This is a genomic window from Ramlibacter sp. G4-7 (genome assembly GCF_057784995.1).
This window is the reverse complement of sequence record NZ_JBYNTT010000010.1, coordinates 156,464-181,987: the sequence shown is the minus strand read 5'-3', so window position 1 is coordinate 181,987 and position 25,524 is coordinate 156,464. Positions and strand designations below refer to the sequence as shown.

General features: G+C 68.5%; 29 protein-coding genes and 1 tRNA gene. 8 read left to right on the top strand and 22 right to left on the bottom strand.

Annotated elements, in window-relative coordinates; all coding sequences use genetic code 11:
* Nucleotides 1-2: 2 nt before the first annotated feature.
* The 8 genes from AC3EGR_RS15745 to AC3EGR_RS15710 are packed head-to-tail and all read left to right on the top strand — an operon-like array spanning nt 3 to nt 6,219.
* Nucleotides 3-683 (top strand): hypothetical protein, encoded by a 681-nt coding sequence (locus AC3EGR_RS15745; RefSeq protein WP_488547440.1) that lies wholly within the window; start codon nt 3-5, stop codon nt 681-683.
* Complete coding sequence (locus AC3EGR_RS15740; protein WP_488547439.1) at nt 680-1,033, top strand: hypothetical protein; 354 nt, start codon at nt 680-682, stop codon at nt 1,031-1,033. Before AC3EGR_RS15745 ends, AC3EGR_RS15740 begins: the two co-directional genes overlap by 4 nt.
* The gene (locus tag AC3EGR_RS15735; RefSeq protein ID WP_488547438.1) at nt 1,020-2,045 is read left to right on the top strand and encodes an AAA family ATPase; all 1,026 of its coding nucleotides are present in this window, start codon (nt 1,020-1,022) and stop codon (nt 2,043-2,045) included. Before AC3EGR_RS15740 ends, AC3EGR_RS15735 begins: the two co-directional genes overlap by 14 nt.
* Before the next feature lie 14 nt (nt 2,046-2,059).
* Entirely contained in the window at nt 2,060-2,911 is an 852-nt protein-coding gene (locus tag AC3EGR_RS15730; protein WP_488547437.1) for a DUF58 domain-containing protein, read from the top strand.
* The gene (locus AC3EGR_RS15725) at nt 2,908-3,759 is read left to right on the top strand and encodes a calcium incorporation protein MxaA (RefSeq protein ID WP_488547436.1); all 852 of its coding nucleotides are present in this window, start codon (nt 2,908-2,910) and stop codon (nt 3,757-3,759) included. Before AC3EGR_RS15730 ends, AC3EGR_RS15725 begins: the two co-directional genes overlap by 4 nt.
* Nucleotides 3,756-4,772, top strand: a complete 1,017-nt coding sequence (locus tag AC3EGR_RS15720) for a vWA domain-containing protein (RefSeq protein ID WP_488547435.1) — start codon at nt 3,756-3,758, stop codon at nt 4,770-4,772. Before AC3EGR_RS15725 ends, AC3EGR_RS15720 begins: the two co-directional genes overlap by 4 nt.
* An 11-nt stretch (nt 4,773-4,783) precedes the next feature.
* Nucleotides 4,784-5,311, top strand: a complete 528-nt coding sequence (locus tag AC3EGR_RS15715) for an MxaK protein (protein ID WP_488547434.1) — start codon at nt 4,784-4,786, stop codon at nt 5,309-5,311.
* Nucleotides 5,308-6,219: a vWA domain-containing protein gene (locus AC3EGR_RS15710; protein ID WP_488547433.1), complete on the top strand. Its 912-nt coding sequence runs from the start codon at nt 5,308-5,310 to the stop codon at nt 6,217-6,219. Before AC3EGR_RS15715 ends, AC3EGR_RS15710 begins: the two co-directional genes overlap by 4 nt.
* Here AC3EGR_RS15710 and AC3EGR_RS15705 read toward each other — a convergent pair.
* The 22 genes from AC3EGR_RS15705 to AC3EGR_RS15600 all read right to left on the bottom strand — a co-directional run bounded on the left by AC3EGR_RS15705 (nt 6,206) and on the right by AC3EGR_RS15600 (nt 25,426).
* Nucleotides 6,206-6,595 carry a 4a-hydroxytetrahydrobiopterin dehydratase gene (locus tag AC3EGR_RS15705; protein WP_488547432.1) on the bottom strand — a complete coding sequence of 130 codons (390 nt, stop codon included), beginning with the start codon at nt 6,593-6,595 and terminating at the stop codon, nt 6,206-6,208. The genes AC3EGR_RS15710 and AC3EGR_RS15705 overlap by 14 nt on opposite strands.
* A gap of 83 nt (nt 6,596-6,678) precedes the next feature.
* Nucleotides 6,679-7,131, bottom strand: a complete 453-nt coding sequence (locus AC3EGR_RS15700) for a DUF1178 family protein (RefSeq protein ID WP_488547431.1) — start codon at nt 7,129-7,131, stop codon at nt 6,679-6,681.
* Nucleotides 7,128-7,727 carry an NUDIX domain-containing protein gene (locus tag AC3EGR_RS15695; protein WP_488547430.1) on the bottom strand — a complete coding sequence of 200 codons (600 nt, stop codon included), beginning with the start codon at nt 7,725-7,727 and terminating at the stop codon, nt 7,128-7,130. Before AC3EGR_RS15695 ends, AC3EGR_RS15700 begins: the two co-directional genes overlap by 4 nt.
* A gap of 4 nt (nt 7,728-7,731) precedes the next feature.
* Nucleotides 7,732-8,034, bottom strand: a complete 303-nt coding sequence (locus AC3EGR_RS15690; protein WP_488547429.1) for a DUF2818 family protein — start codon at nt 8,032-8,034, stop codon at nt 7,732-7,734.
* Nucleotides 8,035-8,050: 16 nt separating this feature from the next.
* On the bottom strand, nt 8,051-9,544 hold the full coding sequence (nuoN, locus tag AC3EGR_RS15685) for an NADH-quinone oxidoreductase subunit NuoN (RefSeq protein ID WP_488547428.1): 1,494 nt from the start codon (nt 9,542-9,544) through the stop codon (nt 8,051-8,053).
* Between the two features lie 22 nt (nt 9,545-9,566).
* Nucleotides 9,567-11,039, bottom strand: a complete 1,473-nt coding sequence (locus AC3EGR_RS15680) for an NADH-quinone oxidoreductase subunit M (protein ID WP_488547490.1) — start codon at nt 11,037-11,039, stop codon at nt 9,567-9,569.
* A 19-nt stretch (nt 11,040-11,058) separates the two neighbouring features.
* On the bottom strand, nt 11,059-13,116 hold the full coding sequence (gene nuoL / locus AC3EGR_RS15675; RefSeq protein ID WP_488547427.1) for an NADH-quinone oxidoreductase subunit L: 2,058 nt from the start codon (nt 13,114-13,116) through the stop codon (nt 11,059-11,061).
* A gap of 76 nt (nt 13,117-13,192) precedes the next feature.
* Nucleotides 13,193-13,501, bottom strand: coding sequence for an NADH-quinone oxidoreductase subunit NuoK (gene nuoK, locus AC3EGR_RS15670; protein WP_488547426.1), 309 nt, complete (start codon nt 13,499-13,501; stop codon nt 13,193-13,195).
* Nucleotides 13,502-13,556: 55 nt separating this feature from the next.
* Nucleotides 13,557-14,222, bottom strand: a complete 666-nt coding sequence (locus AC3EGR_RS15665; RefSeq protein WP_488547425.1) for an NADH-quinone oxidoreductase subunit J — start codon at nt 14,220-14,222, stop codon at nt 13,557-13,559.
* A 23-nt stretch (nt 14,223-14,245) separates the two neighbouring features.
* Nucleotides 14,246-14,770: an NADH-quinone oxidoreductase subunit NuoI gene (gene nuoI / locus AC3EGR_RS15660; protein ID WP_488547424.1), complete on the bottom strand. Its 525-nt coding sequence runs from the start codon at nt 14,768-14,770 to the stop codon at nt 14,246-14,248.
* 10 nt (nt 14,771-14,780) lie between these two features.
* Nucleotides 14,781-15,863: an NADH-quinone oxidoreductase subunit NuoH gene (gene nuoH / locus AC3EGR_RS15655; RefSeq protein WP_488547423.1), complete on the bottom strand. Its 1,083-nt coding sequence runs from the start codon at nt 15,861-15,863 to the stop codon at nt 14,781-14,783.
* Nucleotides 15,860-18,004 carry an NADH-quinone oxidoreductase subunit NuoG gene (gene nuoG, locus AC3EGR_RS15650; protein ID WP_488547422.1) on the bottom strand — a complete coding sequence of 715 codons (2,145 nt, stop codon included), beginning with the start codon at nt 18,002-18,004 and terminating at the stop codon, nt 15,860-15,862. Before nuoG ends, nuoH begins: the two co-directional genes overlap by 4 nt.
* A gap of 89 nt (nt 18,005-18,093) precedes the next feature.
* Nucleotides 18,094-19,461 carry an NADH-quinone oxidoreductase subunit NuoF gene (gene nuoF / locus AC3EGR_RS15645; RefSeq protein WP_488547421.1) on the bottom strand — a complete coding sequence of 456 codons (1,368 nt, stop codon included), beginning with the start codon at nt 19,459-19,461 and terminating at the stop codon, nt 18,094-18,096.
* Nucleotides 19,458-19,946 (bottom strand): NADH-quinone oxidoreductase subunit NuoE, encoded by a 489-nt coding sequence (gene nuoE / locus AC3EGR_RS15640; RefSeq protein ID WP_488547420.1) that lies wholly within the window; start codon nt 19,944-19,946, stop codon nt 19,458-19,460. The genes nuoF and nuoE overlap by 4 nt, the downstream gene beginning before the upstream one ends.
* 111 nt (nt 19,947-20,057) lie before the next feature.
* On the bottom strand, nt 20,058-21,311 hold the full coding sequence (locus tag AC3EGR_RS15635; protein WP_488547419.1) for an NADH-quinone oxidoreductase subunit D: 1,254 nt from the start codon (nt 21,309-21,311) through the stop codon (nt 20,058-20,060).
* A gap of 96 nt (nt 21,312-21,407) precedes the next feature.
* On the bottom strand, nt 21,408-22,031 hold the full coding sequence (locus tag AC3EGR_RS15630; protein ID WP_488547418.1) for an NADH-quinone oxidoreductase subunit C: 624 nt from the start codon (nt 22,029-22,031) through the stop codon (nt 21,408-21,410).
* 2 nt (nt 22,032-22,033) lie between these two features.
* Entirely contained in the window at nt 22,034-22,513 is a 480-nt protein-coding gene (locus AC3EGR_RS15625) for a NuoB/complex I 20 kDa subunit family protein (protein WP_488547417.1), read from the bottom strand.
* Nucleotides 22,514-22,552: 39 nt separating this feature from the next.
* Nucleotides 22,553-22,924 carry an NADH-quinone oxidoreductase subunit A gene (locus AC3EGR_RS15620; protein ID WP_488547416.1) on the bottom strand — a complete coding sequence of 124 codons (372 nt, stop codon included), beginning with the start codon at nt 22,922-22,924 and terminating at the stop codon, nt 22,553-22,555.
* 56 nt (nt 22,925-22,980) lie between these two features.
* Nucleotides 22,981-23,065 (bottom strand) — tRNA-Leu (locus AC3EGR_RS15615).
* Between the two features lie 127 nt (nt 23,066-23,192).
* Nucleotides 23,193-23,642 (bottom strand): preprotein translocase subunit SecG, encoded by a 450-nt coding sequence (secG, locus tag AC3EGR_RS15610; RefSeq protein WP_488547415.1) that lies wholly within the window; start codon nt 23,640-23,642, stop codon nt 23,193-23,195.
* 37 nt (nt 23,643-23,679) lie between these two features.
* A complete protein-coding gene (gene tpiA / locus AC3EGR_RS15605; protein ID WP_488547414.1) occupies nt 23,680-24,429 on the bottom strand; it encodes a triose-phosphate isomerase in 750 nt (249 codons plus the stop codon).
* Between the two features lie 7 nt (nt 24,430-24,436).
* A complete protein-coding gene (locus AC3EGR_RS15600; protein ID WP_488547413.1) occupies nt 24,437-25,426 on the bottom strand; it encodes an NAD(P)H-quinone oxidoreductase in 990 nt (329 codons plus the stop codon).
* Between the last annotated feature and the right edge of the window lie 98 nt (nt 25,427-25,524).

Here is a 25,524-nt window from a genome sequence, read left to right as displayed (position 1 = left end):
CCATGAAGGCCGGCGCAGTCCTGCTCGCGGCGGTGCTGCCCCTGGCCACGGCGCAGCAGCCGCCCGCCGCACCCGGCGCGCCCGGCGCACCTAGCGCGCCCGGCGCTCCCTCGGAAGCGGAACGCCTGGTGTTCCAGCACGCGCACCTGGCCAATGTCGGCGGCCCGCGCGAACTGCGCTACCGGTATGTCGAGGACGCGCAGGGGCAGGCGAGCGTGAACGACCGCGCCGTGCTGGCGCTGCGCGCCGGCGCCGGCGGACGTTGCTGCGACGTGCAGGGCGAGTACCTCTCCGGCGAGCGCAAGGTGCAGCTGCCGGACATTCCCGCCGCGCGCTCCAACCCCGTGCTGCTGTACTTCCTGGAGGGCGAGGTGCGGCGCCTGCAGCGGACCACGCAAGGCCAGGCCGCGCACTTCCGCCGCCGCATGCGGCAGTCGTTCGCCGACACCGCAAGCGTCACCGACACGCCGATCCGCTGGGGCACGGGCACGGTCGCCGCGCGCACGGTGCGCATCGCGCCCTTCCTCGACGACCCCTATCGCGCCCGCTTCGCGGAGCAGGCCGCGACCGAGTACCTGTTCGTGCTTTCCGATGCCGTGCCGGGCGGCGTCTACCAGATGAGCGCGGCTGCACCCGGCGGCACGGCACGCCGCACGCTCACCCTCGAGGAGTCGCCGCCATGAACCGCCTCCCCTGGATCCTCGCCGCGGCGCTGGTGCTGCCCGCCCCTGCCCGCGCGCACGACTACCCGACGGCCGAGCGCGTGCTCTACGTGGAGTCCTGCATCCGCGACCATCCCGGCCACTACTACGAGATGCTGAACAAGTGTTCCTGCGTGATCGACACGATCGCGACCGACCTGCCCTTCGAGCAGTACGAGGACATGAGCACGGCCAGCAAGGCGGCCAGCATAGGCGGCGAGCGCGGCTCCTACATCCGCGACGTGGAGGCGCTGCAGCTGCAGATCCGCAAGTTCCGGCAGCTGCAGGTGCAGGCGCGCAAGAAGTGCATGCTCGAAGATGCGGCGCGCTGACGAACTGCTGCAGGGCTGGCGCGAGCGGGCCCTGCGCGTCGAGGACAGCGTCGCCCGCGCCGTCATCGGCCAGCCGGACACGCTGCGCATGATCAACGTGGCCTTGTTCGCGCGCGGCCACGTGCTGCTCGAAGGGGACGTCGGCGTGGGCAAGACCACCGTGCTGCGGGCCTTCGCGCGCGCCATCGGCGGCGCCTTCGAGCGCGTCGAAGGCACGGTGGACCTGATGCCCGGCGACCTGGTCTACCACACCTATGTCGACGACCAGGGCAAGCCGCGCATCGAACCGGGCCCGCTGCTGCGGCACGGCGACGCGCTGGACACCTTCTTCTTCAACGAGATCAACCGCGCCCGCCCGCAGGTGCAGGCCCTGCTGCTGCGGGCGATGGCCGAGCGCAGCGTGTCCGCGTTCAACCGCGAGTTCCGCTTCCCGCACATGACCGTGTTCGCCGACCGCAACCGGCTCGAGCGCGAGGAGACCTTCGAGCTGCCTGCCGCGGCCCGCGACCGCTTCATGTTCGAGCTGCGCATGGCCGCTCCGGCGGACGAGGCATCGCGCCATGCGATCGTGTTCGATCCGGCTTTCCACGACACCGACGCCTTGCTGGAGCGGGTGGAGCCGGGGATCGTCGCCGCCAGCGAGCTCAACGACGTCGCCGCCCTGATCCAGGCCGGCGTCACGGCCAGCGAGGCGCTGCAGCGCTACGTGATGGACCTGTGGGCGGCCACCCAGGCGCCGCAACGCGCCGGCGTGGAGATCGAAGGGGTCGAGATGGACCGGCTGATGCTGGCCGGCGCCAGCCCCCGCGGCACCATGGCGCTGGTGCGCGCGGCGCGCGTCGTCGCCTGGCTGGCCGGCCGCGCGCACGTGCTGCCCGACGACGTGGCCTCGGTGTTTCCGGCCGTGATGGGGCACCGCCTGTTCTTCTCGCCCCTGTACGAGATGCGCCATGCGCAGGTCGCCGCGGCGCTGACGGCGCAGCTGCTGCAGCGCGTGCCGACCCCCCGCTGAGCGCCTGGCAGGCCATGGCCGATGTGCAGGAGTTCCGCTACCGCTCGCCGCATCGGGTCGGCGGCTGGCGCACCGGCACCCACGCAGGCAGCGCGCCCGGCGCGGGACTGGAGTTCGCCACCCACCTGCGGCTGTACGACCGGCCGGATCCGCGCCGGCTGGACCTGCGCGCCAGCATCGCCGACCTGCGCTGCGAGTGGCTGGTGCGGGTGAACCGCCAGCAGGCCGCGCTGACCGTGCGCCTGCTGGTCGATGTCTCCGCCTCGATGCGCTTTGGCGCGCCGTCCAAGCTGGAGGTGGTGGCCGGCTTCGTGCAGGCACTGGGCCAGAGCGCCTTCCGGGTCGGGGACGCCGTCGGCATGGCGGCGTTCGACCACCACGAGCGCCCGGACCTGCGCATCGCCGCCTGGCGGCACCGTGGCATGGGCGAGATGCTGGCGTCGCTGCTGCTGCACAGCGAGAGCGGCGCGGGCGACATCGCAGGCCTGCGCGATGCGGCGGCGCTGCTGGGCGGACGCAGCGGCATCGTGTTCCTGGTGTCCGACTTCCAGTGGCCCCTGGCGGGCCTGGACGACGTGCTGGACCTGCTGGCCCCCGCGCACGTCGTGCCGCTGGTGGTCTGGGACCCCGCCGAAGTGGAGCCGCCCGCAGGCGACGGCCTGGCGGTGCTGCGCGACGCGGAAACCGGCCGCAGCCGCACGCTGTGGCTGCGCCCGGCGCTGCGCGCGCGCTGGCGCGAAGCGGTGCAGCAGCGCCGTGCTGCCCTGGACCGGCTGTTCGCCGCCCATGGACTGCGCGCCTTCTACCTGCAAGGCGCGTTCGATGCCCAGGCGCTGACGAATCACCTGTGCGAGGTGCAAGCATGAGGCCTTGGCGGGCGGGCCTGCTGCTTGCGGCGCTGCTCGCTGGTGCCGGTGCGCAGGCACAGCAGCGCGACGCCGTGGTGGAACAGCCGCGGCCCTTCGGCTACACGGTGGGCGACCTCGCCACCCAGCGCGTGCTGCTGCCCGAAGGATTCGCGCCGTCTGCGCTGCCCGAACCGGCACGGGCCAGCGCCTGGCTGGAGCGCCGTGCCGCGCTGGTCGAACGCGGCCAGGATGGACGGCAGTGGCTGGCACTCGAGTACCAGGTCGTGAACGCACCGCGCACGCTGGCCACCGTGACGGTGCCGGCCTGGCAGCTCGCGGGGCCGGCCGGCGTGCCGGCGCTGCGCATACCGGCGGCCACCATCACGGTCGGCCCGTTGACCGCGCCGGCCGCCAGCGGCCAGGCGCTGCAGCTGCGCCCCGACCGGCCCGCGCCCTTCATCGACGCAGCGGGCCTGCGGCGCCGGCTGTGGACGTGGCTGGGCGCGCTCGCGGCCAGCCTGGCCGCGTGGCTGGCCTACACCGGATGGAACGCCTGGCGTGCCAGCAGGACCTTGCCCTTCGCGCGCGCCTGGCGCGAGCTGCGCGGGCAGGCCCAGGCGCCGCTGGCCGCGCACGTCGCCCTGCACCACGCGTTCGACCGCACCGCCGGCCGGGTCGTGCACGCGGGCACCTTGCCGGCGCTGTTCGAGCGCGCGCCCCACCTGCAGGCGCTGCAGCCGCAGATCGAGCGCTTCTATGCGCAGTCCGGCGCGCTGTTCTTCGGGGGCGGGCTGCCTGCCGATGCCGTGTCGCCGCGGTCGCTGTGCCGCAGCCTGCGCCGGCTGGAGAGGCGGCACGCGCCATGAACACGCTGCTCGCCTTCTCGCAGCCCTGGGTGCTGCTGCTGCTGCCGCTGGCCCTGTTGCCGCTGCTGCCCGCGCGCCGGCACACGCTGGTGTTCTCGCACCTGCCGTGGCTGCCCGCCGACCGCGCCGGCGCCGCCCTGGGCTGGGCCTCGCGCGTGCTGGCCGCCCTGGCCGTGCTCGCGACCGTGGTGGCGATCGCGGGCCCGGCGCGGCCCGAGGCCGTCGTGCAGCGCACCGGCCGCGGCGCCGAGATCGTGCTGCTGATCGACCGCAGCCGCAGCATGGACGAGCGCATGGTGCCGGCCGACTGGCGCACGATCGACCCGCTGAACCTGCGCTACCAGGCGCAGTCGCGCGGCGAGCCCAAGGGCAAGGCGGCGCGCGAGCTGCTGGCGAAGTTCGTCGCCGAGCGGCCGGACGACCGCTTCTCGCTCATGTTCTTCAGCACCAACCCGATCCGCATCGTGCGCTTCACCCAGCACGACGCCGTGGTGCAGGCGGGGATCACCGCGGGCGGCATCGGCCGCGGGCTGGCCGACACCGACGTTGGGCGGGCCCTGGCCGCCGCCATCGGCGAGTTCGACCAGCGCGCGTACACCGGCAGCCGCATGGTGCTGCTGGTGTCCGACGGCGGCGCCCGCCTGGACGACGCAACCAAGAAGCGCCTGCGCGCCGCGGCCCTGCGCAACCGCGTGGCGCTGGCCTGGATCTACCTGCGCTCGGTCAACGGCCCGAAGCTGGACACGCCCGGCGACGCCGGCGAGGCGGTGCCGGAGATCGCCTTGCACCGCTTCTTCCAGACCCTGCCCGGCGGCTACCGCTCCTACGAGGCGGAGGAACCCGCGGCCCTGGCGCGCGCGGTCGCGGACGTCGGCCGGCAGCAGAACTTTCCGCTCGACTACAGCGAACGCGTGCCGCGCCGCGACTTCAGCCGCATCGCGCTGGCCGTGGCCGTCACCTGCTGCGCGCTGCTGCTGGCGCTGCGCGCCGTCACCCTGGGGGCGTGGCGGTGAGGCGGCGCGTGGTGCACCTCGCGTTCGCGCTGGCGAGCGTGGCGCTCGCCGTGCCCGCCTTGCTGCAGGCGCTGCGGCTGCAGCAGGCGCTGCGCATCAACGAAGCGATCGCGCAGGCGGCCGATCCGGCCGGCACGCCCGGCGACTTCGCCGAAGCGCGCTTCGCCCACGCGCTGGCCCTCTCCAGGGCGGGGACGTACGAAGCGGCGCTGGCCGCGCACAAGGCGCTGGTGCAGGGCGAGCGCGGGCCGCTGCGCACGGCGGCCCTGTACAACCTGGGCAACCTGCACCTGCGCCAGGCGCTGCGCAACGGGCCGGCGCGCGCCGTCGAGGCGCTGCCGCTCGTGGAACTCGCCAAGCAGGCCTTGCGCGACGCGCTGCGGGCGGACCCGGCCGACTGGGACGCACGCTACAACCTCGAACGCGCGCTGTCGCTCGCCCCCGAGGTCGACGAGCAGGCGACCGAGGACAACGAGCCGCCGCAGGGGCGCGAGCTCACCATCACCACGGCGCCGGCTTCGCGCAGCGACCTGCCATGAAGCGACCCGCGCTGCCCGTGCCGTTGCGAGGAGCCGGCGCCCTCGTCGCCGCGACGCTGCTGCTGCTCGTGTCGCTGGTGATGCCGGCCGTGACCCTGCCGCTGCAGCGCAGCGAGACCATCGTGGTCTTCGACATCACGCAGAGCATGGACGTGGAGGACGTGCAACTGGACGGCGCGCCGGCCAGCCGCCTGGCCTTCGCGCGCGAGTCGGCACGGCGGGCGCTGCGCGAGCTGCCCTGCGGCTCGCGCGTGGGCTGGGCGGCCTTCACCGAATACCGCAGCCTGCTGCTGCTGTCGCCGATCGAGGTCTGCGAGAACTACAACGACCTGCTGGCGACCCTGGCCGAGATCGACGGCCGCATCCGCTGGGGCAACGCGAGCGAGGTGGCCAAAGGCGTGTTCTGGGCGCTGCGCGCGGCCAAGGACCTCGGCACCCAGCCCGCGGTGGTGTTCCTCACCGACGGCCAGGAGGCACCCCCGCTGAACGCCCTGCCCCAGTTCGACGACGTGCGGGCCGGGCAGGTGCGCGGCTGGCTGCTGGGCATAGGCGGCAGCGTGCCGCAGCCCATCCCGCGCACCGACGCGCAGGGCGAGCGCATCGGCTACTGGCGCCCGGGCGACGTCCTGCAGCGCGCCGCGGGCGAGGGCCAGCCGCGCTCGCACGAACACCTCTCCGAGCTGCGCGAGCCGCACCTGCGCATGCTCTCCGCGCGCACCGGCCTGGGCTACGCGGCGCTGCGCGATCCGGCGGCGCTCGGCCGGCTCATGCGCGAGCCGCGCCTGGCCAAGCGGGTGCGCGTGCCGGTGGACCTGCACGGCGTGCCCGCGGCGCTGGCCCTGCTGCTGCTGGTGCTGCACTTCCTGCCGGCCGCGCCCAGGCTGCGGCACCGGCTCAGTCGTACTTGAGGTACTTGAAGCGCGGGTCGTCCGGCGTGCCGTCGAGCGCGGAGCCGGGCTGCGCGCCGGGTTGCCACAGCACCACCTCCTCGATCTTGCGCGCCAGCTCGAAGTCCTTCTCGGTCACGCCCTTGGCGGCGTGGTTCACCAGCTTGACCACGACGAAGGCATAGGAGACGTTGAGGTCGGGGTGGTGCCATGCCGCCTCGGCCAGGTGGCCGACGGTGTTGACCACCATCAGCGTGGCCTTCCAGCCCGAGGTCTTGTACTTGCGGCGGATCCAGCCGTCCTCGAAGTACCAGGCGGGCAGCTCCGCCTGCAGCCTTTGCTGGATCTCTTCCTGGGAGTAGACCTCGCCCGGTGAGCTCTTGCGCCATTGGGCCATGGGGGCCTCCTGCGATGCCGAATGAAGGCAGCAACGCAGCATATTTCGTGCGAAGGGCGGCAGCGAACCCCACCGCCGCGCTGTTATTGCAGCGGCCCCTTCAATCCCTTGGGGATCGGCAGCGGCAGCACGCCGATGCCCTCTTCCAGCAATGCCTGCGTCTCTTCCATCGACGCCTGGCCGCGGATGCCGCGTTCCTCCGATTCACCGTAGTGCATCTTGCGCGCTTCCTCCGCGAAGCGTTCGCCGACGTCCTCGGTGTTGGCCATCACCTGCCGCACCAGCTGCATCCAGGCCGCCTGCATCTGCACCGTGGGCGCGGAGACGACATCCTGCTTCGCGGGGGCGGCGGCAGCGGCCGGCTGCGGCGCGCCGAAATTCAGGCGCGGGGCACTGGGCAGCTTGGCGATGCCCGTGTCGCCGCACAGGGGGCATTCCACCAGCCCGCGGGACAGCTGGTCCTGGAAATCGTCTTCGGAGGCGAACCAGCCTTCGAAGCCGTGGGCGTGGCCGCACTGGAGGTTGAGGACCTTCATGGCTGGGAAGATGGGGGCTGCCAGTCGAGTTTCCAGGTGCCGGCCACCACATTCTGGATCCACACCGCGGCGGCCAGCGTCTTGGAGTCGACGATCTTGCCTTCCCGGCACCAGCTCAGGAACTCCTCGGGCGTGGCGGCGATGACCTCGAGGAACTCGCCCTGGTCCAGCTGCGCGCCCCGGTGCTCCAGCCCGCGCGCGAACCAGACGTGGATCGCCTCGTCGGAGTACGCGACGGTGGGGTACATGGTGAAAGCATAGGCCCACTCGCGGGCCAGGTAGCCGGTTTCCTCGAGCAGCTCGCGCTGGCCGCAGACGAGCGGTGCCTCGCCGGCGTCCAGCTTGCCGGCCGGGATCTCGATCATCACCTGCCGGGTCGCGTGCCGGTACTGGCGCTCCAGCACGATGCGGCCATCGTCCAGGAAAGGCACCACCGCCACCGCGCCCGGGTGCAGCACGTACTCGCGCGTGGCCGAGCCGCCATCGGGCAGGCGCACCGTCTCGCGCACGACGTGCAGGAAGTTGCCCTTGAGCAGTTCCTCGCGGCCCGTGGTGTGCTCGGTCAGGTGGGCGTCGTCGGTGGCGTCGGTGGGCATCGCTTCAGTGTCTCCGCATGTAGAGGTAGCGCCACACGAAGCCGGGGAAGGCGAACGTGAGGAACAGCGCGCCGGTCACGGCGTAGAACTCCCAGCGCTGCGGCGAGATCTGGCCGAGGTGGTTTTCCAGCAGCAGGCCGATGCCGCCCACCAGCAGGTACAGCAGCACCAGTTCGCCCAGGCGCACCCACAGCGTCTTGCCGTGCTTGAGCGGCACGATGCCGAAGAAGCGCAGGGTGAGGAAGGGCAGGTTCGCGGCGCCGAAGGCCAGCACCAGCACCAGCCAGATGGCGGCCGTCTGCGTCACGTGCTGCGGGCGGCCTTCAGGTGCCGAGCATCTTGACGATGGCCTGCGCGCACAGCGTCATCAGGCCACCCGGCAGGATGCCCAGGATCAGCACCAGCGCGCCGTTGACCGTGAGCACCACGCGCACGTCGGCGGGCGCGGCCACGGTGGTGGCGGTGATGGGCGAGTCGAAGTACATGACCTTCACCACGCGGATGTAGTAGAAGGCCGCGACCAGCGACATCAGCACCGCGAACACCGCCAGGCCGATGAAGAAGGCGCTTCCGGACATCAGCAGCGCCTGCAGCACGGCCAGCTTGGCGTAGAAGCCCACCAGCGGCGGCACGCCGGCCAGCGAGAACAGGCAGATCGACATGATGCCGGCGTACAGCGGGCTGCGCTGGTTGAGGCCGGCCAGGTCCGAGACCTCCTCGCTCTCGAAGCCTTCGCGCGCCAGCAGCAGGATGATGCCGAAGCTCGCCAGCGTCGTGAGCACGTAGGTCACGATGTAGAACATGGACGCGCCGTAGGCGGTGCGCATGGCTTCCGGCGTCGCGACGCCGTTTACGACACCCGAGGCGAGGCCCAGCAGCACGAAGCCCATCTGGCCGATCGTCGAATAGGCCAGCATGCGCTTGAGGTTGTTCTGCGCGATCGCCGCCAGGTTGCCGATGAACAGCGAGGCCACGGCGAGCACGATCAGCATCTGCTGCCAGTCGATCGCCAGCGGCAGCATGCCTTCGACCAGCAGCCGGATGGCGATGGCGAAGGCGGCGAACTCGGGCGCTGTGCCTATCATCAGCGTGACGGCCGTCGGCGCGCCCTGGTACACGTCCGGGATCCACATGTGGAAGGGCGCGGCGCCCAGCTTGAAGGCGAGGCCGGCGACGATGAACACCAGGCCGAACACCAGCACCTGGTGCTTCACCTGGCCGGAGCCGATGATCTTGAAGACGGTGCCGACGTCCAGCGAGCCGGTGGCGCCGTAGATCATGGACAGGCCGTAGAGCAGGAAGCCGGAGGCCATCGCGCCCAGCACGAAGTACTTCATGGCCGCTTCGGTCGCCACCGTGTGGTCGCGGCGCAGCGCCACCAGGGCGTAGCTGGAAAGCGTGAGCAGTTCCAGGCCCAGGTAGATCACCAGGAAGTTGCTGCCGGAGATCATCACGAAGATGCCCAGCAGCGCGAACATGGCCAGCGTGAACATCTCGCCGCCGCGCAGCATGTCGCGGTCGCCCGCGTACGGCCGGCCGTAGACCAGGCAGACCATCATGGCCACGCTGGAGAAGCACTTGAGCCAGTTGCCCATGGCGTCGCTCACCACCATGTGGCCGAAGCCGTAGGTCGTGCCGCCGCCGGAGGCGAGGTCGCCGGTGACGAAGGCGGTGGCCGCCAGCGTCAGCATGGTCAGCCAGTAGGTGAGGTTGCGCAGCTTGGTCGTGACGCCCAGGTCCACCAGGGCGATGACGCAGGCCATGACCAGGAGGATGATCTCCGGGGCGATGGCCGCGAGGCTCGTGTTGTCGATCATCGTTCGTTTCTCCCGCGCACGGTCACAGCTTGGACACGGCGACGTGCTTCAGGAAGTTGGCCACCGAGGCGTTCATCACGTCGGTGAAGGGCTTGGGATAGATCCCCATGTAGAGCACCGCGATGGCCAGGATGGCGAGCATCGCGAATTCGCGCGCGTTGATGTCGGTCAGGGTGCGCACGTGGTCGTTCGCGACCGGTCCCAGGTACACGCGCTTGACCATCCACAAGGTGTAGGCGGCGCCGAAGATCAGCGCGGTGGCCGCTGCCAGGCCCAGCCAGAAGTTCGCCTTCACCGCGGCCAGGATCACCATCCACTCGCCCACGAATCCGGCGGTGGCCGGCAGGCCGCAGTTGGCCATGGCGAACAGGATGGCGAAGGCCGCGAAGGTCGGCATGGTGTTGACCACGCCGCCGTAGTCGGCGATCTGGCGCGAGTGCACGCGGTCGTACAGCACGCCGATGCACAGGAACATCGCCCCCGAGACGAAGCCGTGGGCGATCATCTGCACCAGGCCGCCGGCGATGCCGACGTGGTCGAAGATGAAGAAGCCCAGGGTCACGAAGCCCATGTGGGCGACCGACGAATAGGCCACCAGCTTCTTCATGTCCTGCTGCACCATCGCCACCAGGCCCACGTAGATCACGGCGATCAGCGACAGCGCGATGATCAGCCAGGCCCATTCGCGCGAGGCATCCGGCGCGATCGGCATGGAAAAGCGCAGGAAGCCGTAGGCACCCAGCTTCAGCATGATCGCGGCCAGCACGGCGGAGCCGCCGGTGGGCGCTTCCACGTGCACATCCGGCAGCCAGGTATGCACCGGGAACATCGGGACCTTCACCGCGAAGGCGGCGAAGAAGCCGAAGAACAGCAGCGTCTGCGCCAGCGAGGACAGCGGCAGCTTGTGCCAGGTGAGGATGTCGAAGCTGCCGCCCGACTTCGTGTACAGGAACACCAGGGCGACCAGCATCAGCAGCGAGCCGAGCAGCGTGTACAGGAAGAACTTGAAGGCCGCGTAGATGCGGTTCGGGCCGCCCCAGATGCCGATGATCAGGTACATCGGGATCAGCGTGGCCTCGAAGAACGTGTAGAACAGCACCGCGTCGAGCGCGCAGAACACGCCGATCATCAGGCCCGACAGGATCAGGAACGCGCCCATGTACTGGTTCACGCGCTCGTTGATCACCTCCCAGGCGGAGATGATCACCACCACCGTGATGAAGGCGGTGAGCAGCACGAACCAGAAGGAGATGCCGTCCAGACCCAGGTGGTAGTTGATGTTGAAGCCCGGGATCCAGGGCTGGTTCTCCACGAACTGCATCGCCGACGAGGCGGTGTCGAACTGGCCGTACAGGGGCAGCGTGACCAGCAGGCTGATGAGGCCGCCGATCAGCGCGATCCAGCGCACGGTGCGCGCCTGGTCGTCGCGGCCGAGCGCCAGCAGGATGGCGCCGAAGACGATCGGCGTCCAGATGGCCAGGGAAAGGAGTCCCACTTTCATTGTTGTTCTTCCCTTACTTCTTCAGCCAGTCGCTGATCATCGGCCAGCTGACGAAGTACGTCATGAGCACCACCACGCCCACGAGCATCGCGAACGCGTAGTGGTAGATGTAGCCGGACTGCACCCAGCGGATGACGCCGGCGAACCAGCCGACGGCGCGGGCGCTGCCGTTGACGAAGACGCCTTCGATCAGGCCCTGGTCGCCCCCCTTCCAGAGGCCGACGCCGAGCGCGCGCGCGGCGCGGGCGATGACGTTCTCGTTGATCCAGTCCATGTAGTACTTGTTGTCCAGCAGCGTGTACACCGGCTGCACGCGCCGCTGGATCGCCGCGGGCAGCGCCGTGTTCTTCATGTACATGTACCAGGCGAGCACCACGCCGGCGAGCGCCAGCCAGAACACCGGCGACGTGAGGCCATGGGCGGCCATGGCCAGCGGCCCATGGAATTCCCTGGCCATCTCCTCCAGGCCCGGATGCTTTTCCAGGTTGACGAAGATGGAGTCCTTGAAGAACTCGCCGTACAGCATGGGCTGGATGGTGAGGAAGCCGATCACCACCGAGGGGATCGCCAGCAGGATCAGGGGCACGGTGACCACCCAGGGCGATTCGTGCGGCGCGTGGTGCTCGTCCTGGTGATGGTGCGGGTCGGGCTCCTCGGCGGGGTCGTGCTCGTGCGCCGGGACCTGGTCGAAGCGTTCCTTGCCGTGGAAGACCAGGAAGTACATGCGGAAGGAATAGAAGGCCGTGACGAACACGCCCGCCATCACGGCGAAGTAGGCGAAGCCGGCGCCGGGCAGCTTGCTCAGGTGCACCGCCTCGATGATCGAGTCCTTGGAGTAGAAGCCCGCGAACAGCGGCGTGCCGATCAGCGCCAGCGAACCGAGCAGCGAGGTGATCCAGGTGATGGGCATGTACTTGCGCACGTTGCCCATCCAGCGAATGTCCTGGTTGTGGTGCATGCCGATGATCACCGAGCCCGCCGCCAGGAACAGCAGCGCCTTGAAGAAGGCGTGCGTCATCAGGTGGAACACGGCGACGCTGTACGCGGAGGCACCGAGCGCCACGGTCATGTAGCCCAGCTGCGACAGCGTGGAATACGCCACCACGCGCTTGATGTCGTTCTGGATGATGCCCAGGAAGCCCATGAAGAGCGCCGTGATGGCGCCGATCACCAGGATGAAGGACAGCGCGGTGTCGCTCAGCTCGAACAGCGGCGACATGCGTGCCACCATGAAGATGCCGGCCGTCACCATGGTCGCCGCGTGGATCAGCGCGGAGATGGGCGTCGGGCCCTCCATCGAATCGGGCAGCCACACGTGCAGCGGGAACTGGGCGCTCTTGCCCATGGCGCCGATGAACAGGCAGATGCAGATCACCGTGATCAGCATCCAGTCGGTGCCGTAGCCGAAGCCGATGCCGGCGAGCGTGCCGGCCTTGGCGAAGGTTTCCCCGTAGTTCAGCGTGCCAGCGTAGGCGGCGATGAGGCCGATGCCCAGGATGAAGCCGAAGTCGCCGACGCGGTTGACCAGGAAGGCCTTGAGGTTGGCGAAGATGGCCGTGGGCTTGGTGAACCAGAACCCGATCAGCAGGTAGGAGACCAGGCCCACCGCTTCCCAGCCGAAGAACAGCTGCAGGAAGTTGTTGCTCATCACCAGCATCAGCATGGAGAAGGTGAAGAGCGAGATGTAGGCGAAGAATCGGTCGTAGCCGGCGTCTTCCTCCATGTAGCCGATGGTGTAGATGTGCACCATCAGGGAGACGAAGGTCACCACGCACATCATCATGGCCGTGAGCCCGTCGACCAGGAAGCCGACCTCCATCTTCAGGCCGCCGACCACCATCCACTCGTAGAGGGTCTGGTTGAAGCGCGCACCGTCGACGGCCACGCTCTTGAGCGTCATCGCCGACAGGATGAAGGCGATCAGCACGCCCAGGATCGTGACCGTGTGCGACAGGCGGCGGCCGATCAGGTTGCCGCCCAGCGTCGTGCCGAAGATGCCCGCGATCACCGCGCCGGCGAGCGGCGCGAGCGGGACGGCGAGCAGGGTCGCTGCGTTGAGGGTTGTAGCCATGTTTCTTTTCCGAGGCTTGCCCGCCCCTGCCATGCCGGGCCCGACCCGGCATGCCAAGGGCAATGGCAGTCTTGTCTCAGCCTTTCAGCGCGTTCAGTTCTTCGACGTTGATGTTGTTCTTGTTGCGGAACAGCAGCACCAGGATCGCCAGCCCGATCGCGGACTCCGCGGCGGCGACCGTGAGGATGAAGAACACGAACACCTGGCCGTGCATGTCGCCCAGGTAGTAGGAGAACGCCACGAAGTTCATGTTGACCGCCAGCAGCATCAGCTCGATGGCCATCAGCAGCACGATCAGGTTGCGGCGGTTCAGGAAGATGCCGACCACCGACAGCGCGAACAGGATCGCGCCGAGGGTCAGGAAGTGTCCGAGCGTGAGCTGCATCAGTGAACCTCCGTCTTGCAGACTGCGGCATTCGCCTTGGGAGCGGGCTGGCGGCTCATGACTTGGTCTCCGTGGCGGCCGCGGGAATGGCTTCGGGCTGGGCGGGGCGCGACGGCGGCACCTTCACGACCTGCAGGCGGTCGCGCGCCCTGACCTTCACGGCCAGCGAGGGGTCGATGGCCTTGCTGTCCTTGCGCTGGCGCAGCGTCAGCGCGATCGCCGCGACGATGGCCACCACCAGGATCACCGCGGCGATCTCCAGCGGGTACACGTAGTCGGAGTACAGCAGCTTGCCCAGCTCCTTGGTGTTGGAGAACTGGACGCCGGCTTGCGCGGCGGCGGCAGCGGCCGGCAGGACGCGCGGCTCCTCGGTGGGCCGGAAGCCCCCCATCAGCACCGCGGCCATCTCCAGCGCGATCAGCGCGCCGATGCTGGCGGCCACCGGGAAGTGCTTCCAGAAGCCCGCCCGCAGCGCCGCGACGTCGATGTCCAGCATCATCACCACGAACAGGAACAGCACCATCACGGCGCCGACGTAGACCAGCACCAGCGAGATCGCCAGGAATTCGGCCTTCAGCAGCATCCAGATGCCGGCGGCCTGGAAGAAGGTCAGCACGAGGTACAGCGCCGCGTACACGGGGTTGCGCGCCGTGATCACGCGGAAGGCCGCGAACAGCAGCACCGCGGAAAAGAGATAGAAGAGGCCCGTCCGGATGTCCATGGTTGTTTTCTCGTGCTCCGGCTTCAGCGGTAGCGGGCGTCGGCCGCCCGGTTGGCGGCGATCTCGGCCTCGTAGCGGTCGCCCACGGCCAGCAGCATGTCCTTGGTGAAGTACAGGTCGCCGCGCTTTTCGCCGTGGTATTCGAGGACGTGCGTCTCGACGATCGAGTCGACCGGGCAGCTCTCCTCGCAGAAGCCGCAGAAGATGCACTTGGTCAGGTCGATGTCGTAGCGGGTCGTGCGGCGCGTGCCGTCGTCGCGCTGCTCGCTCTCGATGGTGATGGCGAGCGCCGGGCACACGGCCTCGCACAGCTTGCAGGCGATGCAGCGCTCCTCGCCGTTCTCGTAGCGGCGCAGGGCGTGCAGGCCGCGGAAGCGCGGCGACAGCGGCGTCTTCTCGTCCGGGAACTGCACGGTGATCTTGCGGGCGAAGAAGTACTTGCCCGTGATGCGCAGGCCCTTGAACAGCTCCAGCAGCATGAAGCTGCCGAGGAAGTCCTTCAGCGAGAAGGCGGAGGACCTCGTCGCCAATGTGTTGGATGACAACATGGCTTTGGCTTTACTTGAAGACGTTGTAGGGGGTCTGCATCCACGCGCCGATCACCACCAGCCACACCAGCGTCACCGGGATGAAGATCTTCCAGCCCAGGCGCATGATCTGGTCGTAGCGGTAGCGCGGGAACGTCGAGCGGATCCACAGGAACATCGTGACCATGACGAAGGTCTTGATGCCCAGCCAGATCCAGCCCGGGATCCAGTTCAGCAGCGGTGCGTCGATGGGGGGCAGCCAGCCACCCAGGAACATGACCACCGCGAGGATGGACACCAGCCACATGTTGGCGTACTCGGCCAGGAAGAACATGGCGAAGGACATGCCCGAGTACTCGATCATGTGGCCGGCCACGATTTCCGACTCGCCTTCCACCACGTCGAAGGGGTGGCGGTTGGTCTCGGCCAGGCCGGAGATGAAGTACACGAAGAAGATCGGCAGCAGCGGCAGCCAGTTCCAGGACAGGATGTTGATGCCGCGGTCGGCGAACCAGCCGCGGTCCTGCTGCAGCACGATCTCGGTCATGTTCAGCGAGCCCGAGACCATCAGCACCACCACCAGGCAGAAGCCCATGGCGATCTCGTAGCTGACCATCTGGGCCGAAGCGCGCAGCGCGCCCAGGAAGGCGTACTTCGAGTTGGAGGCCCAGCCGGCAATGATGATGCCGTACACCTCCAGCGAGGTGATCGCCATCAGGAACAGCAGGCCGGCGTTGATGTTGGACAGCGCCGTCTCGGGACCGAAGGGGATCACCACCCAGGCGGCGAGCGCCGGCATGATGGCCATGATGGGGCCGAGCAGGAACAGGCCCTTGTGCGCGACCGTCGGGAGGATGATCTCCTTGGTCAGCAGCTTCAGGGCGTCCGCGATGGGCGTGAGCAGGCCGAAGGGGCCGATGCGGTTGGGGCCCGGGCGGATCTGCGTGAACCCGATCGCCTTGCGCTCCCACAGTGTCAGGTAGGCCACCGCACCGAACAGCGGCAGCACCAGGCAGACGATCTTGATGAGCGTCCACAGCACGGGCCAGCCCGCCTGCGTCCACCAGGGCGCGGCGATCAGGCCGTTGCCGAAGCCGTAGAAGGTGTCGATCATGCCGCCACCTCCGGGTTGCCGGCGAGGCGCTGGGCCACGCGCGCGTCCGCCGTGAGCTGCAGCGAGGGCGCCCGCCGCACGATGCCATCGAGCTGGTAGATCGAAGCGGCGACCGGGCGTGCCTCCGTGTCGCCCAGCCAGGCGGCCTTGGCCGTCCTGTTGGACAGCAGGTTGCCTTGCACCAGCGGCTGGTCCTTGTCCGCGTCGCCGCGGGCATCCGCGAGCACCTCGGTGGAGGTCTCGTACTCGAAGCCCTGCAGGCCCAGCATGTTGCCCAGGACGCGCAGCACCTTCCAGCCGGGACGGGCTTCGCCCAGCGGCTTGACCACCGCGTGGAAGCTCTGCACGCGGCCTTCGGCATTGACGAAGGTGCCGGGCGTCTCGGTCCAGGGCGTGATGGGCAGCAGCACGTCGCTGATGTCCAGGTTCGCCTTGAACGCGTTGAGCGTGACGACCATGCCGCCACCCTGCCCCAGCCCGCGCGCGCCGGCGCCGTAGGCGGAGTCGAACTCGGGCTCGGTGTTGAACAGGAACAGCGCCTTCAGGCCGCCGGTGAGCATCTGGCTGGCGTTGAGGCCACCTTCGCCCGGCACGGCTTTCACCAGCTGCGCGCCCACGGTGTTCGCGGCTTCGGTGAGGAAGCCCACGGTGGCGCCGGTCTGCTCGCCGATCCACTGCGCCAGCGCCAGCAGCGAGGACGCCGTCGGGTGGTGCGCGGCGGCGTTGCCCAGCAGGATCGCCTTGCGTTCGCCGGACAGCAGCGATTTCGCGATCGCCCGGGCGCCGTCCGTGGCGTTGCCGTTCATCGGGGCCTTCTCGCCCTTCTCGTTGCCGATCGCCGTGGCGATGTCCGCCAGGGCCTGCACCCATTGGCCGGCCGGGACGATGGACTTGCCCGCGAGGGTCATCGCCCAGTCGTCGTCGCGGTCGTGGACGACCGAGACCTGCGCGCCATTGCGCACCGCGGTGCGCACGCGCAGCGCGAACAGGGGATGGTCCTTGCGCAGGTTGGAGCCGATCACCAGCGCGCGCTGCAGCGTGGACAGCGAGGCAATGGAGGTGCCCAGCCAGCGCACGCCCTCGGAGGGCAGGAACTCGGCGTGGCGCAGGCGGTGGTCGACGTTCTCGCTGCCCAGGGCGCGCACGAGCTTCTGCGCCAGGAACAGTTCCTCCACCGTGCTGTGCGGGCTGACCAGAGCGCCGACGCTGTTGGCGCCGTGGTCACGCCGGATGTCGCCCATGCCGCGTGCGATGTATTCGAGGGCCGTCTGCCAGTCCACCGTCTTCCACTGCCCGCCCTGCTTGAGCATGGGCGCGGTCAGGCGTTCGCTGGTGTTCAGCGCTTCGTAGGAGAAGCGGTCGCGGTCGGCCAGCCAGCACTCGTTGACGTCGCTGTTCTCGAAGGGGAGGACGCGCATCACGCGGTTGTTCTTGACCTGCACGATCAGGTTGGTGCCGGTGGAATCGTGCGGGCTCACGGACCTGCGGCGCGACAGCTCCCAGGGGCGGGCGCTGTAGCGGAAGGGCTTGCTCGTGAGCGCGCCGACCGGGCACAGGTCGATCATGTTGCCGGAGAGTTCGGAGTCGACCGTGTCGTTCAGCACGGTGGTGATCTCGCTGTGCTCGCCGCGGTGGATCATGCCCAGCTCCATCACGCCGGCCAGTTCCTGGCCGAAGCGCACGCAGCGGGTGCAGTGGATGCAGCGGCTCATCTCCTCCATGGAGATCAGCGGCCCCACGTCCTTGTGCAGGACGACGCGCTTTTCTTCCTCGTAGCGCGAGGCGCCGGGGCCGTAGCCCACGGCCAGGTCCTGCAACTGGCACTCGCCGCCCTGGTCGCAGATCGGGCAGTCCAGCGGATGGTTGATCAGCAGGAACTCCATCACCGACTGCTGCGCCTTGACCGCCTTGTCGCTCTTGGTGCGCACGATCATCCCGTTGGTCACGGGCGTGGCGCAGGCCGGCATGGGCTTGGGCGCCTTCTCCACGTCCACCAGGCACATGCGGCAGTTGGCGGCGATGGAAAGCTTCTTGTGGTAGCAGAAGTGGGGGATGTAGGTGCCCGCCTTTTCGGCCGCATGCATCACCATGCTGCCTTCGGCGACCTCCACCTTCTGTCCGTCGAGGGTGATTTCGATCATGTAACTACGCGCTCCGCGCGTCCGTTCTCACCCTCTCCCCCTGGGAGAGGGCCGGGGTGAGGGCAAGGTTCGCGCTCTTTTTGTTCATGTCAGCCTCGGGCTCCAGCCGGCACCGGCTGCTTGTCGTCGGACGTGGGCAGCGTGGGCCGCGTGATCTTCGCCTCGAACTCGTGGCGGAAATGCTTGATCATGGCGCGCACCGGCATGGCGGCGGCGTCACCCAGCGCGCAGATGGTGCGGCCCTGGATGTTGTCGGCCACCGAATTCAGCAGGTCCAGGTCGTTCGGCTTGCCGTGGCCGTTCTGGATGCGGTCGATCACGCGCCACATCCAGCCGGTGCCTTCGCGGCAGGGCGTGCACTGCCCGCAGGACTCGTGCATGTAGAAGTAGGACAGGCGCAGCAGGCTCTCGACCATGTCGCGCGTCTCGTCCATCACGATGACGGCACCCGAGCCCAGCATGGAGCCCGCCTTGGCGATGGAGTCGTAGTCCATCGTGCACTCCATCATGATGTTGGCCGGCAGCACCGGAGCGGAGGAGCCGCCCGGAATCACCGCTTTGAGCTTGCGCCCGCCGCGCACCCCGCCGCACAACTCCAGCAGCTTGCTGAAGGGCGTGCCCAGCGGGATCTCGTAGTTGCCGGGCAGCTCCACGTCGCCGGACACCGAGAAGATCTTGGTGCCGCCGTTGTTGGGCTTGCCGCAATCGAGGTAGGCCTGGCCGCCGTTGCGGATGATCCAGGGCACCGCCGCGAAGGTCTCGGTGTTGTTGATGGTCGTGGGCTTGCCGTACAGGCCGAAGCTCGCGGGGAACGGCGGCTTGAAGCGCGGCTGCCCCTTCTTGCCTTCCAGCGACTCCAGCAGCGCGGTCTCTTCGCCGCAGATGTAGGCGCCGAAGCCGTGGAACGCGTGCAGCTGGAACGAGAAGTTCGAGCCGAGGATGTTGTTGCCCAGGAAGCCGGCGGCACGCGCCTCTTCCAGCGCTTCCTCGAAGCGCTCGTAGGTCTGGAAGATCTCGCCGTGGATGTAGTTGTAGCCCACGGTGATGCCCATCGCGTAGGCGGCGATGATCATCCCCTCGATGACGATGTGCGGGTTGAACTGCAGGATGTCGCGGTCCTTGCAGGTGCCCGGCTCGCCTTCGTCGGAGTTGCACACCAGGAACTTCTGGCCCGGGAACTGGCGGGGCATGAAGCTCCACTTCAGACCCGTGGGGAAGCCGGCGCCGCCGCGGCCGCGCAGCGCGCTTTCCTTGACGGTGGCGATCACCTGGTCCTGCGTCAGGCCTTCGGACAGGATCTTGCGCAGCGCCTTGTAGCCGTCGCGCGCCTCGTAGTCCTTCAGGCGCCAGTTGGTGCCGTCCAGGCCGGCGTAGATCTGCGGATTGATGTGGCGGTCGTGGAAGCAGGTCTGCACGCCGGTGGCCTGGAACTGCTCCAGCACTTGCTCGGCGTTCATCGTTGCGCCCCCTTGAGGCCTTCGATCAGCTGGTCCAGCTTGTCGTTGCTCATGAAACTGCACATCGTGCGGTCGTTCACCAGCATCACCGGCGAGTCGGCGCAGGCGCCCAGGCACTCGCTTTGCTGCAGCGTGAACAGGCCGTCGGGCGTGGTCTCGCCCATGGCGATGCCCAGCCTCTTTTCCAGGTGCTGCAGCGCCTTCTGGCCGTCGCGCAACTGGCAAGGCAGGTTGGTGCAGACGTTCAGCTTGTAGGTGCCCGGCTTGCGCTGGTTGTACATGTTGTAGAAGGTCGTGACCTCGTGCACGGCGATCTGCGGCATGCCCAGGTACTCGGCGATGTCCTGCTCGGCCTCCTGGCTCACGAAGCCCTGCTCCTGCTGCACGATGGCCAGGCAGGCCATCACGGCGGACTGCTTCTGGTCCGGCGGGTACTTCGCCACTTCGCGGTCGAAGCGGGCGCGGGTGACGTCAGATAGTGCCAATTCGGGCCTCCGTGGCTTTGTCCAGTGCCACCGCGGATCCGGCCTTGCCGGGCCGCTGGTGGCGCCCCCTCGGGGGGCAGGCGCCGCAGGCGCTTCGGGGGTGGGCCATCTTCATCGGTCGATTTCCCCGAACACGATGTCCATGGTTCCGATGATGGCCACCGCGTCGGCCAGCATGTGGCCGCGGGCCATCTCGTCCATCGCGGACAGGTGGGCGAAGCCGGGCGGACGGATCTTCAGGCGGTAGGGCTTGTTGGCGCCGTCGCTCACGATGTAGATGCCGAACTCGCCCTTGGGGTGCTCGACGGCGGCGTAGGCCTCGCCCTCGGGCACGCGCATGCCTTCGGAGAAGAGCTTGAAGTGGTGGATCAGCTCCTCCATGTTGGCCTTCATGCTCTCGCGGTCCGGCGGGGCCACCTTGTGGTTGTCGGTGATCACCGGGCCCGGGTTGGCGCGCAGCCAGGCCACGCACTGCTGGATGATGCGGTTGGCTTCGCGCATCTCGTGCACGCGCACCAGGTAGCGGTCGTAGCAGTCGCCGGTCTTGCCCACCGGGATGTCGAAATCCATCCGGTCGTACACCTCGTAGGGCTGCGTCTTGCGCAGGTCCCACGCGATGCCGGAGCCGCGCAGCATCGGGCCGGTGAAGCCCAGGTTGAGCGCGCGCTCGGGCGTGACCACGCCGATGCCCACCGTGCGCTGCTTCCAGATGCGGTTCTCGGTCAGCAGCGTCTCGTACTCGTCGACGTAGCCGGGGAAGCGCTTCGTGAAGCGCTCGATGAAGTCCAGCAGCGAACCCTGGCGCTCCTCGTTCATGCGGTCGATCTCGCGCTGGTTGCGCACCTTGCTCGCGCGGTACTGCGGCATGGATTCCGGCAGGTCGCGGTAGACGCCGCCCGGGCGGAAGTAGGCCGCGTGCATGCGCGCGCCGGAGACCGCCTCGTACATGTCGAAGATGTCTTCCCGCTCGCGGAAGCAGTAGATCAGCATGTTCATCGCGCCGCAGTCCAGGCCGTGCGCGCCCAGCCACATCAGGTGGTTCAGCAGGCGCGTGAGCTCGGAGAACATGACGCGGATGTACTGCGCCCGGATGGGCACGTCGACGCCGAGCAGCCGCTCCACCGCCAGGCAGTAGGCGTGCTCGTTGCACATCATCGAGACGTAGTCCAGGCGGTCCATGTACGGAAGCGTCTGGAGATAGGTGCGCGTCTCGGCCAGCTTCTCGGTCGCGCGGTGCAACAGGCCGATGTGCGGATCGGCGCGCTGCACCACTTCGCCGTCCAGCTCCAGCACCAGCCGCAACACGCCGTGCGCGGCGGGGTGCTGCGGGCCGAAGTTGAGGGTGTAGTTCTTGATTTCCGCCATGTCAGAAAACCTTCGCCGCGCAGGCGCGAGAGGCCACCTTGTTCGCCCTGCGCTCGGGTGCGCCCTGTGCGCCTGGGCGGTGCATGAATTGGATGGTCATCCCTGCAGCCCGCCGTAGTTGTCTTCGCGGATGATGCGCGGGGTGATCTCGCGCGGCTCGATCGTCACCGGCTGGTAGACCACGCGCTTCTTCTCGGCGTCGTAGATCATCTCGACGTGGCCGGAGATCGGGAAGTCCTTGCGGAAAGGGTGGCCGATGAAACCGTAGTCCGTGAGGATGCGGCGCAGGTCGATGTGGCCCAGGAACACGATGCCGTACAGGTCGAAGGCCTCGCGCTCGAACCAGTTCGCCGAGCTCCACAGCTCGTTGAGCGAAGCCACTTCGGGCAGGTCGTCGTCGGGCGCGAACACGCGCAGGCGCACGCGCTGGTTCAGGCTCACGGACAGCAGGTGCGAGACCACCGCATAGCGCGGACCGTCCCAGTCGCCCATCCGGTATTCCGAGTAGTCGACGCCGCACACGTCCAGCAGCTGCTCGAACTGGCAGGAAGGATGGTCACGCAGGATGCGCGCCGCTTCGAGGTAGTTCGCCGCGGTGACGATCACCGTCACTTCGCCGTGCTTGAGATCGATGCGCTTGGCCTTGTCGCCCAGCGCGGCAGCGATGGCATCGCGCACGCCCTCGGGAGCGGGCGAGACCGCCGCCAGGTTGCTTTCCATGCTCAAGCCCTCGCGATCGTTTGCGTGCGGCGGATCTTCTGCTGCAGCTGGATGATCCCGTACAGCAGCGCCTCGGCCGTCGGCGGGCAGCCGGGCACGTACACGTCCACGGGCACGATGCGGTCGCAGCCGCGCACCACGGAATAGCTGTAATGGTAATAGCCGCCGCCGTTGGCGCAGGTGCCCATCGAGAGCACCCAGCGCGGCTCCGCCATCTGGTCGTACACGCGGCGCAGCGCCGGGGCCATCTTGTTGCACAGCGTGCCGGCCACGATCATCAGGTCGGACTGGCGCGGGCTCGGGCGGAACAGCATGCCGAAGCGGTCGATGTCGTAGCGCGCGGCGCCCGCGTGCATCATCTCCACCGCGCAGCACGCCAGGCCGAACGTCATGGGCCACAGCGAGCCGGTCTTGGCCCAGTTGATGACCGTGTCGACGCTCGTCGTCACGACACCTTTTTCAAGAATGCCTTGGTTTGCCATGTCGGAACTTTCTTGGACCTATCGTGGGGCGCGCCGGGATCACTCCCAGTCGAGCGCGCCCTTCTTCCACTCGTAGACGAAGCCGACGACCAGGATGGCCAGGAAGATCATCATGGACCAGAAGCCCACGGGACCGATCTCCTTCAGCGCCACCGCCCAGGGAAACAGGAAGGCGATCTCCAGGTCGAACAGGATGAACAGGATCGCGACGAGGTAGTAGCGCACGTCGAACTTCATGCGCGCGTCCTCGAAGGCCTCGAAGCCGCATTCGTACGGCGCGTTCTTCGCGGCATCCGGCCGGGAGACACCCATCCCCTTGGAGATGGCCCAGCCCAGCGCCTGCGGGGCGATGCCGACGCCTACGCCGACGAGGATGAACAGGAGGACAGGGAGGTACTGGTCGAGGTTCATCGTGGCGGCGTGTCGGGTGCGTGGCCCGCCGGTGCGGTGCCCGGCAGGCTTTTATTTGGTGCCGACGGCGAGACTCGAACTCGCACAGCTTTCGCCACTACCCCCTCAAGATAGCGTGTCTACCAATTTCACCACGTCGGCTATCTGAACGTTCCGGACGACTGTGAGGGTCTGCGCCAAAGTTTGGTGCGCGCCATCCGGACAACCACTAAGTGTACTCCGAAACAGCCGCCCTACTGCTGTGCACGGCGCTGTTTCGCCAATGGGATCACTTGGTCGGAATCTGCGCCGCGCCCGAAGCGGGAGCGACCGGTGCCGTGGTGGCCGGCGTGGTCGCGGGACCTTGCGGCGCGGGCACGGTGGAAGCGCCGGCCGGGATCTGGTTGGCGGGGTTCGGACCGGAAACGGCGGACGCCGGCGCCGCGGGCGCGCTGGCCGGGGCCGTGCCCTCGAGGACGGAGCCGGAGCTGGCCGGACGCACGCTGTGGCTGAAATAGGCCAGCATCAGCGTGCAGGCGAAGAACACGGCCGCCAGGACGGCGGTGGTGCGCGACAGGAAGTTCGCGCTGCCACTGGCGCCGAACAGGCTGCCGGAGGCACCGCTGCCGAAGGCCGCGCCCATGTCCGCGCCCTTGCCGTGCTGGATCAGGATGAGGCCGATCATGCCCAGGGCCGTCAGGATCTGGACGACCAGGACGAGGGTCAGCAAGACGTTCATTCTTCAATCACTCCGTTGTTCTAATCGTGGGCCGCGCTCAGGAAGCGGCGGCGATGATCTGCAGGAAATCGGGGGCCTTCAGCGACGCGCCGCCGATGAGGCCGCCGTCGATGTCGGGCTGCGCCAGCAGGCTGGCGGCGTTGGCGGCATTCATGCTGCCGCCGTAGAGGATGTGCACGCGCTCGGCGTGCGCGCTGGCCGCAGCAAGCTGCTTGCGCAGCAAGGCATGGACCTGCTGGGCCTGTTCGGGCGTGGCGGTCTTGCCGGTGCCGATGGCCCACACGGGCTCGTAGGCGACGACGATCTCGCTGATGCAGTGGCCGTTGACGTGGATCACGGCGGCGAGCTGGCGCCTGACCACCTCCTCCGTCCGCCCCGCCTCGCGCTCGGCCAGCGTCTCGCCCACGCACACGATCGGCGTGATGCCGTGGGCCAGCGCCGTCTTCGCCTTCTCCGCCACCAGCGCATCGGTCTCGCCGTGGTACTGGCGGCGCTCGGAATGGCCGACGATGGCGTAGCGCACGCCGAACTCGCGCAGCATGGCGGCCGACACCTCGCCGGTGTAGGCGCCGGAAACCTGCGCCGACACGTCCTGCGCGCCCAGGTCCAGCTTGGAGCCGTGGCGCAGCATCTGCAGCTGCGCCAAGTACGGGGCCGGCACGCAGACGGCCACGTCGCACGCGGCCTCCTTCATTCCGGCCACCAACGAGCGCACGAGTGCGTCGTTGGCCTCGAGGTTGCCGTTCATCTTCCAGTTGCCGGCAATCAGCTTGCGCTTGGTCGTCATTGCGGGTTCACCAGGTCAGCACGATCTTGCCGACGTGCTGGTTGGATTCCATCAGGGCATGCGCCTTGGCCGCTTCCGCGGCCGGGAAGGTGCTGTGGATGACGGGCCGGATCTTCTTCGCCTCGATCAGGGGCCACACGTTCTTCCTCAGCGCGGCGGCGATCGCGGCCTTGAAGGCGACCGGCCGCGGACGCAGTGTCGAACCGGTGACGGTGATGCGCCGGCGCAGCACCAGGCCCGAGTTGAACTCGCTCTTGGTGCCGCCTTGCACCGCGATGATCACGATGCGGCCGTCTTCCGCGACGCACTTGACCTCGCGGTCCACGTAGCTGCCGGCGACCATGTCGAGGATCACGTCCACGCCCTTGCCGTCGGTGAGCTTCTTGGCTTCCTCGGAGAAGTCCTGGGTCCTGTAGTTGATCGCCGCGTCGGCGCCCAGCTTCAGGCAGGCCTGCACCTTGTCGTCGGAGCCGGCGGTGGCGATCACCTGGCCGGCGCCCATCGCCTTGGCCATCTGGATCGCCGTCACGCCGATGCCGCTGGTGCCGCCCTGGACCAGGAAGGACTCGCCCTTCTGCAGGCGGCCGCGGTCGAAGACGTTGCTCCAGACGGTGAAGAAGGTCTCGGGCAGCGAGGCGGCCTCGATGTCGCTCAGGCCCTGCGGCACCGGCAGGCACTGCGCCACCGGTGCGACGCAGAGCTCGGCGTAGCCGCCGCCGGCCACCAGCGCGCAGACCCGGTCTCCCTGCTTGAAACCGGCGGCCTTCATCGCCTCGGCGTCGCCGCCCGCGATGGTGCCCGCCACTTCCAGGCCGGGGATGTCCGAGGCGCCTGGCGGCACCGGGTAGTTGCCGGTGCGCTGCAGCACGTCGGGCCGGTTCACGCCGCTGGCGGTGACGCGGATCAGCACCTCGCCCGCGCCCGGCACCGGGTCGGGCCGCTCGCCGACGCGCAGCACTTCCGGCGCGCCGTACTGGGTGATTTCGATGGCTTTCATGATGGCGCTCGCTTGGCTCGCACGACCTCGCCGCTGCGCAACCGCGACGACTGCAATGACCGGGTCATGGCGTCATCGAGGCGCGCGGCGCCGGGCTC